The organism is Thioclava sp. UBA3469, assembly GCF_002378135.1.
Lineage (GTDB): Bacteria > Pseudomonadota > Alphaproteobacteria > Rhodobacterales > Rhodobacteraceae > Thioclava > Thioclava sediminum.
Map to the genome: position 1 here is coordinate 1114 of NZ_DFRG01000155.1, position 10882 is coordinate 11995.

At 64.9% G+C, this 10882-nt stretch carries 13 protein-coding genes; 8 read left to right on the top strand and 5 right to left on the bottom strand.

Annotated features, from left to right (window positions below; genetic code table 11):
• Positions 1-91 precede the first annotated feature (91 nt).
• Genes thiB through B3D39_RS11955 form a run of 3 tightly spaced genes read left to right on the top strand, consistent with a single transcriptional unit; the run spans position 92 to position 3301 of the window.
• Positions 92-1084: a thiamine ABC transporter substrate binding subunit gene (gene thiB / locus B3D39_RS11945; RefSeq protein ID WP_274962953.1), complete on the top strand. Its 993-nt coding sequence runs from the start codon at positions 92-94 to the stop codon at positions 1082-1084.
• Positions 1060-2622: a thiamine/thiamine pyrophosphate ABC transporter permease ThiP gene (locus B3D39_RS11950; protein WP_274962954.1), complete on the top strand. Its 1563-nt coding sequence runs from the start codon at positions 1060-1062 to the stop codon at positions 2620-2622. The genes thiB and B3D39_RS11950 overlap by 25 nt, the downstream gene beginning before the upstream one ends.
• Positions 2606-3301 (top strand): ATP-binding cassette domain-containing protein, encoded by a 696-nt coding sequence (locus B3D39_RS11955; protein WP_083078171.1) that lies wholly within the window; start codon positions 2606-2608, stop codon positions 3299-3301. Before B3D39_RS11950 ends, B3D39_RS11955 begins: the two co-directional genes overlap by 17 nt.
• 133 nt (positions 3302-3434) lie before the next feature.
• Here B3D39_RS11955 and B3D39_RS11960 read toward each other — a convergent pair whose 3' ends face one another.
• Entirely contained in the window at positions 3435-4565 is a 1131-nt protein-coding gene (locus tag B3D39_RS11960) for an S-(hydroxymethyl)glutathione dehydrogenase/class III alcohol dehydrogenase (protein ID WP_098411561.1), read from the bottom strand.
• A gap of 73 nt (positions 4566-4638) precedes the next feature.
• Between B3D39_RS11960 and B3D39_RS11965 the strand changes: the two genes are divergently transcribed.
• From B3D39_RS11965 to B3D39_RS11985, 5 genes are all read left to right on the top strand, one after another.
• On the top strand, positions 4639-5007 hold the full coding sequence (locus tag B3D39_RS11965) for an I78 family peptidase inhibitor (RefSeq protein ID WP_078571983.1): 369 nt from the start codon (positions 4639-4641) through the stop codon (positions 5005-5007).
• Positions 5008-5012: 5 nt separating this feature from the next.
• Positions 5013-5315 carry an I78 family peptidase inhibitor gene (locus B3D39_RS11970; RefSeq protein WP_168176828.1) on the top strand — a complete coding sequence of 101 codons (303 nt, stop codon included), beginning with the start codon at positions 5013-5015 and terminating at the stop codon, positions 5313-5315.
• Positions 5316-5600: 285 nt separating this feature from the next.
• Complete coding sequence (locus B3D39_RS11975) at positions 5601-5948, top strand: DUF2794 domain-containing protein (protein WP_078520175.1); 348 nt, start codon at positions 5601-5603, stop codon at positions 5946-5948.
• Between the two features lie 119 nt (positions 5949-6067).
• Positions 6068-7168 (top strand): chorismate synthase, encoded by a 1101-nt coding sequence (gene aroC, locus B3D39_RS11980; RefSeq protein ID WP_274962955.1) that lies wholly within the window; start codon positions 6068-6070, stop codon positions 7166-7168.
• Between the two features lie 226 nt (positions 7169-7394).
• The gene (locus tag B3D39_RS11985) at positions 7395-8015 is read left to right on the top strand and encodes a TetR/AcrR family transcriptional regulator (protein ID WP_274962956.1); all 621 of its coding nucleotides are present in this window, start codon (positions 7395-7397) and stop codon (positions 8013-8015) included.
• On the opposite strand, the gene B3D39_RS11990 is transcribed toward B3D39_RS11985, so the two are convergent.
• The 4 genes from B3D39_RS11990 to B3D39_RS12005 form a co-directional block, all read right to left on the bottom strand.
• A complete protein-coding gene (locus B3D39_RS11990; protein ID WP_274962957.1) occupies positions 8016-8801 on the bottom strand; it encodes an NYN domain-containing protein in 786 nt (261 codons plus the stop codon).
• Positions 8802-8892: 91 nt separating this feature from the next.
• Entirely contained in the window at positions 8893-9240 is a 348-nt protein-coding gene (locus B3D39_RS11995; protein ID WP_274962958.1) for an antibiotic biosynthesis monooxygenase family protein, read from the bottom strand.
• A gap of 77 nt (positions 9241-9317) precedes the next feature.
• On the bottom strand, positions 9318-10124 hold the full coding sequence (locus B3D39_RS12000) for a cytochrome c1 (protein ID WP_274962959.1): 807 nt from the start codon (positions 10122-10124) through the stop codon (positions 9318-9320).
• Positions 10125-10144: 20 nt separating this feature from the next.
• Positions 10145-10882 (bottom strand): cytochrome b (locus B3D39_RS12005; protein WP_286789727.1); only part of this gene is annotated, 738 nt, incomplete at its 5' end.

The following is a 10882-nucleotide window of genomic DNA, read 5'->3' on the forward strand; positions in this document are numbered from 1 at the left end:
ACCCGTTGAACCTGAACCGGTTAAGACCGGCGGAGGGAAGGTAGCCGGATCTCCCGGCCCCACTCCGCCCGGCAAGCCCAAGGAGTGAGGCATGAAAACCCACCTGATGCTTGCGGGAGCCCTGAGCCTGATCGCCACGATGGCGGCGGCCGAGGACAAGCCCGTACTCACCGTCTACGCGCCCGATTATTTCACGAGCGAATGGGGCCCCGGCCCCGCGATCGAGAAGGGGTTCGAGGCGACTTGCGATTGCGATCTGAAATTCGTGGCGGGCGATGTGCTGCCGCGCATCCTGCTCGAAGGCGACAAGACCTCGGCCGATATCGCGATCGGCCTGAACACTGACGTGACCGCGAAGGCGCGCGCCACCGGCCTGTTCGCCCCGCATAACGAGGACACCTCCGATCTGACCATGCCGGTCAAATGGGACGATCCGATCTTTCTTCCCTTCGACTGGTCGGAGCTGGCCTTCGTCTATGACAAGACCAAGCTGAAGACCCCGCCCGCGAGCTTCCAGGACCTGCTGGATGCGCCCGATGACGCCTACAAGATCGTCATCGAAGACCCGCGCAGTTCGGTCGCGGGTCTGTCGCTGCTCTTGTGGGTGAAGGACATCTACGGCGACAAGGCCGAAGAGGCCTGGACGAAGATCGCGCCCAAGGTGCTGACGGTGACGCCGGGCTGGTCCGAGGCCTACGGGATGTTCACCGATGGCGAGGCGGATATGGTGCTCAGCTACGTCACCTCGCCCGCCTATCACATCATGGCCGAGGAGGATGACAGCAAGGTCGCCGCGATCTTCCCCGAGGGGCATTACTTCACTCCCGAACTGGTCGCGCAGCTCAAGACCTCGAAACATCCAGAGCTGGCGCAGAAATTCCTCGATTACGTGCTCAGCCCCGATTTTCAGGGCATGATCGCGACGGCGAACTGGTCTTTCCCGGCGAAACTGCCGAAGGATCAACTGCCGGAGGTGTTCCAGAACCTGCCGATGCCCGACAAGACGCTTTATCTGGGTGAGACCGAGGCCGAGAAACTGCGCGGTCCGGCGCTGGACGAATGGCAACGCGCCTTCTCCAGATAAAACGCGCGCCCCTCTGGGCGATGCTGGCGGGTGCGGCTTTGGCCGCGCTCGTCCTTGGGACATTGGCTGCGGTGACGCTCCGCGCGGGCGGGCTGACGGGGTTGCGCGAGACCGACCTCGCGGCGATCCGCTTCACGCTGTGGCAGGCTGCGGCCTCGGCGCTGATCTCCTGCGCGCTGGCGATCCCGGTGGCCCGCGCGCTGCACCGGCGCCGCTTTGCGGGGCGGGGGCTGCTGATCTCGCTCCTCGGGGCGCCCTTCATCCTGCCGGTGATCGTCGCGGTCTTCGGGCTGATCGCGGTCTTCGGACGGCGCGGGCTGGTCAATGCGGCCCTCGCGCCCTTCGGCATCGATCCGATCTCGATCTATGGCGCGCAGGGCGTCATCATCGCCCATGTCTTCTTCAACCTGCCGCTGGCCACGCGGATGATCCTGCACGGCTGGGAGGCGATCCCGGCCGAGCGGTTCCGCCTTGCGGCCACCCTCGGGTTTGGCCCGGCCGAGGTCACCCGCCACCTCGAACGCCCGATGCTGCGCAGCGTCCTGCCCGGTGCGTTTCTCGCGATCTTCCTCGTCTGCCTGACCTCCTTTGCGGTCGCTCTGACTTTAGGGGGCGGCCCGCGCGCGACAACGGTGGAGCTCGCGATCTATCAGGCGTTCCGCTTCGATTTCGACATGGGTCGCGCGGCGAGCCTTGCGCTGGTGCAGGTCGCGATCTCGGTCGCAGCCCTGCTGGTCGCGGCGCGCGCCACTCTGCCGTCGAGCTTCGGTGCGGGGCATGACCGCCGCGCTACGCCGATCCCGCAGTTGTCCGGCGGGGCGGAGCGCGTGGCCTTCGATACGCTCGCGATTCTTCTGGCGGCCGTCTTCCTGCTGCTCCCCATCGGGGTGGTCTTCGCCCGTGGGCTGCCTGCGCTGGCCGAGCTACCGGAGATGATCTGGCCCGCCACGCTGACCTCGCTGGTGATTGCGCTGGCCTCGACGGTGATCACGCTTGCCATCGCTCTGCCGCTTGCGCTGGCCGCCACGCGGCAACGCTGGGCAGAGATCGCGGCGATGCTGCCGATGACCGCGTCGAGCCTCGTGATGGGGACCGGCGCTTTCCTGATCGCGCGGCCCTTCGTGAATCCCACGAGCCTCGCCCTGCCGATGGTGCTGCTGACCAATGCCGCGCTGTCGGTGCCTTTCGCGACCCGCATCCTGATGCCCGAAATCCGCACGCTGCAGGCCGATTACGACCGGCTCGCCGCCTCGCTGAACCTGCGCGGTTTTGTCCGGCTGCGCCTGCTGACGGTTCCGCGCCTTGCCCGGCCGCTGGGCTTCTCGGCGGGGCTGGCCGCGGCCTTCTCGATGGGCGATCTGGGCGTCATCACGCTGTTCTCCGACGGGCAGACCCGCACCCTGCCGCTGGCGCTTTTCCAGCTCATGGGCTCTTATCGCATGGATCAGGCAGCGGGCGCTGCGAGCCTGCTCCTGATCCTCACCTTCGCGCTTTTCTGGGCGCTCGACCGCGCGGGGCATTATGCTGACCCTCGATAGACTTACCCTCACACAGGGTGATTTCCGCCTCGATGCCGATCTCACCATCCAGACCGGCGCGCGCGTCGCGCTGATCGGCCCGTCCGGTGCGGGGAAATCGACTCTGCTCTCGGCCATCGCGGGGTTCTTGTCGCCCGCAAGTGGCCGCATCCTCTGGCAGGGTGAGGACATCACCGCGACGCCACCGGGGGAGCGCCCGCTCTCGATCCTGTTTCAGGATCAGAACCTCTTCCCGCATCTGCGCCTCGAGACCAATCTCGCGCTCGGCCTGAACCCGAAAGGCAAGATCGACGCCACCGACCGCGCCCGGATCGAGACGGCGCTGGCGCGTGTGGGCCTTGAGGGGATGGAGAGGCGCAAACCCGGCGCGCTGTCGGGCGGGCAGCAAAGCCGTGCGGGGCTCGCGCGGACGCTGCTCCGTGGCCGTCCGATCCTGCTGCTGGACGAGCCCTTCGCGGCGCTGGGGCCCGCGCTGAAATCCGAGATGCTGGCGCTGGTGGCCGAGATCGCGCGCGAACAGGGCACGACAGTCTTGATGGTCAGCCACGATCCCGAGGATGCGCGGGCGCTTTGCCCGCAGACGGTTCTGGTGGCCGAGGGGCGCGCCCATGCGCCGCAAGAGACCGGACCGCTTCTCGACGATCCGCCACCTGCGCTGCGGGATTATCTGGGAAGCTAGGGGCGCTGCCCCTCTTCGCAGGCGCGAATTCACCCGGGGATATTTGACCAAGAGCGAAGGGGAGATCACTCCTTTGTCTTCGCCTTGGTCCAAATATCCCGGGGGTCCGGGGTCAGCGCCCCCGGCCTTTGGTTTAGTAAATCACGACCGAGCGGATCGACTCGCCCGCATGCATCAGGTCGAAGGCCTTGTTGATGTCTTCGAGCGGCATCGTGTGGGTGATCATCGAGTCGATCTCGATCTTGTCGTTCATGTACCACTCGACGAATTTCGGCACATCGGTCCGACCCTTGGCGCCGCCGAATGCGGTGCCTTTCCAGGTCCGGCCCGTGACGAGCTGGAACGGGCGGGTGCCGATCTCGGCCCCCGCGGGTGCGACGCCGATGATCACCGATACGCCCCAGCCGCGGTGCGAGCATTCCAGCGCGTCGCGCATCACCTGCACGTTGCCCGTGGCGTCGAAGGAATAGTCGACGCCGCCGATCTGGTCGCGCTCGGTCTTGGTCAGGTTGACGATCTGCTGCACCACCGGAACGTCCGATTTCGACGGGTTCACGAAATGGGTCATTCCGAACTTGCGCGCCATTTCCTCTTTGCCGTCATTCAGGTCCACGCCGATGATCATGTCGGCACCCGCCATGCGCAGGCCCTGAATCACGTTCAGACCGATCCCGCCGAGGCCGAACACGGCGGCGGTCGAGCCGATCTCGACGCCTGCGGTGTTGATCACCGCGCCGATGCCGGTGGTGACGCCGCAGCCGATATAGCAAATCTTCTCGAACGGCGCGTCGTCGCGGACCTTGGCGAGCGCGATCTCGGGCATCACCGTGTGGTTCGCGAAGGTCGAGCAGCCCATGTAGTGATAGATCGGCGTGCCATCGAGCATCTTGAATCGCGTGGTGCCGTCCGGCATCAGGCCCTGACCTTGGGTGTTGCGGATCGCGGTGCAGAGGTTCGTCTTGCCCGAGAGGCAGGACGGGCATTCGCGGCATTCCGGGGTGTAGAGCGGGATCACGTGATCGCCCGGTTTCAGCGTGGTCACGCCTTCGCCGACCTCGAGCACGATGCCCGCGCCTTCATGGCCGAGGATGGTCGGGAAGATGCCCTCGGGGTCAGCGCCCGAGCGGGTGAATTCGTCGGTGTGGCAGATGCCGGTGGCCTTGATCTCGACGAGCACTTCGCCCGCTTTCGGGCCTTCCAGCTCCACTTCCATGATTTCGAGCGGTTTTCCCGCCTCGAGCGCGACTGCGGCACGGGTTCTCATGGGCGCATACTCCTTGTATAAATTCCGCAATAGCCTGCGTTATCGGCGCGGCCAATGCAATGAAGGGTGCGACATGTTGAAACGATTTTTCGTCATGGGTTCGATGCTGGCGCTTGCGGCCTGCGATCCCGCGGGTCCGATGAGCGAGACCCCTACGGATGGCGCCTATCCTGCGCCCCAGCCTGGTGCGCCCGCGCCCTATGTCACTTCGCCGGTCAGCGTCACCAAGGGCGGCTTGCAGGAACGTGAGCCCGACACTTGCGGTGCGGTGAACTACACCTCGGTCCTCGGCCAGCCAGCGGCGCAGATCCAGACGCTGGGGATCGCCAAGCCCTATCGCATCGTGGAATGGCGCGGCGTCGAGGATCAGGTCTACAATCCGCAGCGCGTCGTGTTCCGGCTCGATTCCCGCGGGAATGTCTACAATATCGATTGCGGGTGAGCCTGATGGAACGGAGCAGGGCGCGGATCGGTCTGATCGTCACACTTGGGGTCGCAGCCTTCGGGGTCGCGGCCTGCCAGCCGCACCGCATGCCGCCCCGTTCGGGGCCGCCCGCGGTTGGCGTCTGTCCGCCGCCCGGACTTGCGTCGCTCGTGGGGCGTCCTGAAACGGTGCTGGCGGGGCTCACCCTCGCGCGGCCCCATCGCATCATTCATCCGGGCGATGCGGTGACGATGGATTACGCCCCGGATCGCGTGAATTTCGAGATCGACGGGAGCGGCACGATCGCGGCGGTGCGCTGCTACTAGGGCAGAGAGTGCGACGGATCGGGAAAAGGAAAAGCCCCGTGTCTGACCAGGACACGGGGCTTTTCTGCAGGAAGAAAAGCGCCCGACGATACGAACTGGGTGGGGGCTGTTTACCGCACCGTCGGGCTTTTAGCGTTTTCCGCTGAATTGAAGGTGGCTTGGAAACCCGGCAGGAAGGCGCAGGAAATCAGGCATTTTCGCGGTCTTATTCCGGCGCGGCAAAGGCGTATGCAACCTTAGCGCGGGTGGGCTTGATTTGCGCCACGCGCGATGTACCCTTTGTAAATGACGGTCCAAACGCCTTCCCCCTATCCGAACCCTTCCGGCGTGCCGGAGCAGATCGCGTTCGATCGCTCCGAGCTTGGCGTGATCCTGTCGCTTTACGGGCGCGCGGTCGCGGCCGGTGAGTGGCGCGATTACGGGATGAGTTTTCTACGCGACGTCGCGGTCTTCTCGATCTTTCGCCGCGCCGCCGAAGTGCCGATCTACCGGATCGAGAAACGGCCCGCGCTGCGCTCGAAACAGGGGCAATATGCGGTGATCGGGCAGCAGGGGCAGGTGCTTCGGCGTGGCCACGATCTGCGCCAGGTGCTGCGCGTCTTGGAGCGCAAGCTGATCCGCGCGGTGGAGTGAGCGCGTCCCGCGCGCAAACAAGGTCTTTCTAAGCTGCCGCGTCCAATGCCATGCGCGTTGCCTCGCAGCCCCTGACTTGCTAAGCCAGCGCCGAAGGAAACCTGCGAGGCGCGCGTCCCATGTCGTTCAACACTTTCGGTCATCAGTTCCGCGTCACCACCTGGGGCGAAAGCCACGGGCCTGCGCTTGGCGCGACGGTGGATGGCTGCCCGCCCGGCATCGAGATCGACGAGGCGTTCATCCAGCAATTCCTCGACCGTCGCCGTCCGGGCCAGTCGAAAGAGACGACCCAGCGCAAGGAGCCCGACGCGGTGCGCATCCTGTCGGGTGTGTTCGAGGGCAAGACGACCGGCACGACGATCCAGCTGATGATCGAGAATACCGATCAGCGCTCGAAGGATTACGGCGAGATCGCGCGGCAGTTCCGCCCCGGTCATGCCGATATCACCTATCACCAGAAATACGGTGTCCGTGATTATCGCGGCGGCGGGCGGTCGAGCGCGCGCGAGACGGCGGCGCGTGTGGCCGCCGGGGGCGTCGCGCAGGCTGCGCTGCGCCAGTTGATCCCCGATCTGCAGATTTACGGCTACATGGTGCAGATGGGCGCGAAACATCTGGACCGCGCGAAGTTCGACCGGGACGCGATCCTGCAAAACCCGTTCTTCCTGCCCGATGCCGAGGCTGCGGATGAATGGGCCGATTACCTCGCCGCGATCCGCAAGGGTCAGAACTCGGTGGGTGCTGCGATCGAAGTTGTGGCCGAGGGCTGCCCGGCAGGTCTGGGCGCGCCAATCTACGCCAAGATGGATACCGAGCTGGCCGCCGCGATGATGTCGATCAACGCTGTGAAAGGCGTCGAGATCGGCGAGGGCATGGCCTCGGCGGCCCTGACCGGCGTCGACAATGCCGACGAGATGGTGATGGGCCCCGACGGCGTCGAATATCTGTCGAACCACGCAGGCGGCATCCTTGGCGGGATCACCACCGGCCAGCCGATCACGGTGCGGTTTGCGGTGAAGCCGACCTCGTCGATCCTGACGCCGCGCCGCTCGGTCAATGTCGCGGGCGAAGAGGTGGAGGTGATCACCAAGGGCCGTCATGACCCTTGTGTCGGTATCCGCGCGGTGCCGGTGGCCGAGGCAATGATGGCCTGTGTGATCCTCGACCAGTTCCTGATGGACCGGGCGCAGACCGGCGGTGTGCGCGGCACGATCGGCTGAGGGGGCTCTGCCTCCTTCGCCGGAGGGCGACATTATCGAGGCAAGAGGGGGCTCTGCCCCCGCTCCTTCGGAGCCCCCCGGGATATTTTGACCAAGCCGAAGATAGGCCGCAGTCTGCAGGATCACCGGTGCAGAGCGCCATGACGTCACGTGTGCGACCTTGCGGGATGTGAACCGCCCGGTTTATTCTGCGAGCCCGGGTCGGTTGCCCGGGACCGGAGGGCAGATGTCACAGGCAGATCAGATCAATCGCGGGCGCAAGTTCGATCAGGTGCTCGAAGGGGCGCGGACGATCTTTCTGCGCGACGGGTTCGACGGGGCCTCGGTCGATGACATCGCCAAGGAAGCGGGCGTGTCGAAAGCCACGCTTTACAGCTATTTCCCCGACAAGCGGCTGATGTTCGTCGAGGTCGTGCGCTCGCAACTGAAAGAGCAGACCGACAGCGCCGTCGCCACGATCGATTTCGGTGCAGCCCCCGAAGTGGTGCTGTCGCTCGCCGCTGCGCAGATTGTCGACTCGATGAGTTGCAAGCTGAATCAGGGGCTCTACCGGCTCTGCGTCGCCGAATCCGAGCGATTTCCCGAACTGGGCCGCGCCTTTTACGCAGCCGGGCCGGAGTTGGTGCATGAGCTGCTGATGGAGTACCTGCGCTGTGCTGCCGATCGGGGCGAGCTGGTGATCGACGATATCGACCTTGCCGCCTACCTCTTCATCGAGCTGTGCAAGTCGGAACTGCACCCGAAGCTTCTGTTCGGGATTTGCGAAAGCTTCAGCGGCGAGCAGAAGGAGCGCGTGATCCGGGGCGCAGTCGCGATGTTCCTCGCGCGCTACGCGGCGAAGGCCTGATCAGGCCAGATCGCGCACCATCCACTGATTGCCTTCACCGCGCTGCAACTGGAAACGGCCCGTCTTGATCAGCAGGTCCGAGAGCTTCGCGCTGCCATAGGTGCGGGTGTCGAAATCCGGGTTGGCCTGCGTGATGAACTGGCCGAGCTGGCCCAGCGAATACCATTCCTCTTCCAGACCGATCGCTTTCATCGCGTTGACGATGATCGGGATCGCGGCTTTGGGTTCCTGCTTGCCGCCCGAAGTTTTCGGGGCGCTGGTGCTACTGGTCTTGTCCGAAGTCGGCTTGGCGGTGGTGTCAGCGGTGCTATCGCCATTGCCAAGGTTCTCGACATAGATGAAGCGTTTGCAGGCCTTGCGGAAGGCCTCGGGCGTCTTCTGTTCGCCGATACCGTAGACATCCAGCCCTTGCTCGCGGATGCGGGCGGCGAGGCGGGTGAAGTCGCTGTCCGAGGAGACCAGCACGAAGCCGTCGAACAGGTCCGAATGCAGGAAATCCATCGCCGCGATGACGAGGCCGATATCGGAGGCGTTCTTGCCCTTCGTATTGGCGAATTGCTGATCCGCGACGAGGCCGAGTTCGGCCACGCGTTTGGCCCAGCCCGCGAGGCGCTGCGCCGACCAGTCGCCGTAGATCCGGCGCACCGAGGCTTCGCCCAGCGAGGCGATCTCTTCGAAGATCGCTTCGGCATATCCGGCGGGGACGTTATCGGCGTCGATCAGCACGCACAGGCGCGGGGCGCGGGAGGCCGGGCTGATATGGGGCAGGTCGGAAATGTCGGGCATTGTTACTCCTGTTGTCCCTTCCCAGATAGCCCGCTTGCCCGCGACATCCAAGAGCGCGGGCGCTTTGCGCCGCGTCAGTAGAGGGAGAATTTCAGCGGCCCTCCGGCCCGTCATACTGGCGCTCGACCTTGGCGACACGCAACGCGTAGTGGCGATACCAGCGATCCTTGCCGAGTTGCTGCGCGAGCTGGTGCTTCGCCACAGCCTTCCACGCGATCAGCGCGGCCTCGTCGGCCCAGTAGCTGACGGTCAGGCCGAAGCCTGTTCCATCGCGTGCGCTCTCCATCCCGATATATCCGGGCTGCTCTGCGGCGAGCGCGGCCATCTGTTCGGCCATCGCGCCATAGCCCTGATCGCTCGCCCCGGGCAGAGAGGCGAAGATCACCGCGTAATAGGGCGGGTCGGGCAGGGGCGCGAATCCGGGGGGCGGGGTGGACATCGGGCATCTCCAGAGAACGGAAAACGCCCCCTCGCGGGCGAGGGGGCGTTCATCAGTCTAGCAGGTCGAGCCCGGGCTTACAGGTCGAACTTCTTGCCCTTATGCGGCGCCCAGAGCTTCTTGTTGGTCAGGTACAGGAGCGTGCTCAGCACCGCCAGCATCAGCACCGCGACGAAGCCCCAGCGCTTGCGCGATTCCAGCTTCGGCTCGGCCGTCCACATCAGGTAGGCAGCAACGTCCTGAGCCATCTGTTCGACGGTGGCGGGCGTGCCGTCCTCATATTCGATGAGGTCTTCCGAGAGCGGCGGAGGCATGGCGATCCAACCACCCGGGAAGGTGTGGTTGCCGTAGAAATACGAGCCTGCTTCTTCCTTCTCTTCGCCGGTGTAGCCGGTCAGCACCGAGTAGATATACTCGGGGCCGCCGATGCCGCGGAAGAACTGGTTGATGCCGAGGCCGTAGGGGCCGTGGAAGCCCGCACGCGCTTTCGCCATCAGCGACAGATCCGGCCCCATGCCCATGCCGGAGATGAACGGGAAGTGGTCGGTCTCCTTGCCGGGGCGCTCTTCGCCGGTTTCCTTGTCCATCACGGTGAACTCGGCGGCATAGGCGCGCACCCAGGCCGGGTCCATCATCGGGCCGCCCTGATCAGCGAGCGTGCGGAACGCGACATAGCGCAGGCCGTGGCAGGCCGAGCAGACCTCCCGGTAGACCTGGAAGCCGCGGCGCAGCTGCTGTTGGTCGAAGGTCCCGAAGGGGCCCTCGAAGGAGAAGTCGATATCCTCGACATGGCTTTCGCCGCTTTCGGCCGCCATCGCCGGGGAGGTCAGGGCGCTTGCCCCGATCACCAGCGCCGACAGGGCAGAGATCAGAAGATGTTTCATTTGGTGTCCCTCTTCCTTACTCATTCAGCCGATTTGATGTCGTAGTGGTGGTTGAAGTCTTCCTCGATCGTCGCCGGCATCGGTTGCGGCTTCTCGATCAGGCCAAGCAGCGGCAGGATCACGAGGAAGTAGACGAACCAGTAGGTCGCGCCGATCAGCGAGATGTAGGGATAGATCCCGTCGGTCGGCATCGCGCCCACCCACATCAGCACCATGAAGTCGATCGCCAGCAGCCAGAACCACCATTTGAACATCGGGCGGTAGGCGCCCGAGCGCACTTTCGAGGTGTCGAGCCACGGGGCCAGCGCCATCACGAGGATCGCGCCGAACATCGCGAGCACGCCGAAGAACTTCGCGTCGACGATGCCGAAGGTGATCCAGTTGACGAACATCACGGCCCAGACGTCCGAGGTGAAGGCGCGCAGGATCGCGTAAAACGGCAGGAAGTACCATTCCGGAACGATGTGTGCGGGCGTCGCCAGCGGGTTCGCCTCGATGTAGTTGTCGGGGTGGCCGAGATAGTTCGGCATGAAGCCCACGACCGCGGCGAAGACCAGCAGGATCACGGCGAGCGCGAAGAGGTCCTTGATCACGAAATAGGGCCAGAAGGGCAGAGTGTCCTTCTCGGCTTCCGCTTTCGAACCGGTGCGGACCGGAACGCCCGTCGGGTTGTTGTTACCCGTGGTGTGGAAGGCCCAGATGTGAACGACGACGAGCGCCGCGATCACGAAGGGCAGCAGGTAGTGCAGCGAGAAGAA

Coding starts and splice junctions, on each gene's coding strand:
- B3D39_RS11960 (WP_098411561.1), bottom strand. CDS start 4,565: ATGAGAACCCGTGCCGCAGTCGCGCTCGAGGCGGGAAAACCGCTCGAA.
- B3D39_RS11985 (WP_274962956.1), top strand. CDS start 7,395: ATGTCACAGGCAGATCAGATCAATCGCGGGCGCAAGTTCGATCAGGTG.
- B3D39_RS11950 (WP_274962954.1), top strand. CDS start 1,060: ATGGCAACGCGCCTTCTCCAGATAAAACGCGCGCCCCTCTGGGCGATG.
- thiB (WP_274962953.1), top strand. CDS start 92: ATGAAAACCCACCTGATGCTTGCGGGAGCCCTGAGCCTGATCGCCACG.
- B3D39_RS11970 (WP_168176828.1), top strand. CDS start 5,013: ATGGAACGGAGCAGGGCGCGGATCGGTCTGATCGTCACACTTGGGGTC.
- B3D39_RS11975 (WP_078520175.1), top strand. CDS start 5,601: ATGACGGTCCAAACGCCTTCCCCCTATCCGAACCCTTCCGGCGTGCCG.
- B3D39_RS11965 (WP_078571983.1), top strand. CDS start 4,639: ATGTTGAAACGATTTTTCGTCATGGGTTCGATGCTGGCGCTTGCGGCC.
- B3D39_RS11990 (WP_274962957.1), bottom strand. CDS start 8,801: ATGCCCGACATTTCCGACCTGCCCCATATCAGCCCGGCCTCCCGCGCC.
- B3D39_RS11995 (WP_274962958.1), bottom strand. CDS start 9,240: ATGTCCACCCCGCCCCCCGGATTCGCGCCCCTGCCCGACCCGCCCTAT.
- B3D39_RS11955 (WP_083078171.1), top strand. CDS start 2,606: ATGCTGACCCTCGATAGACTTACCCTCACACAGGGTGATTTCCGCCTC.
- B3D39_RS12000 (WP_274962959.1), bottom strand. CDS start 10,124: ATGAAACATCTTCTGATCTCTGCCCTGTCGGCGCTGGTGATCGGGGCA.
- aroC (WP_274962955.1), top strand. CDS start 6,068: ATGTCGTTCAACACTTTCGGTCATCAGTTCCGCGTCACCACCTGGGGC.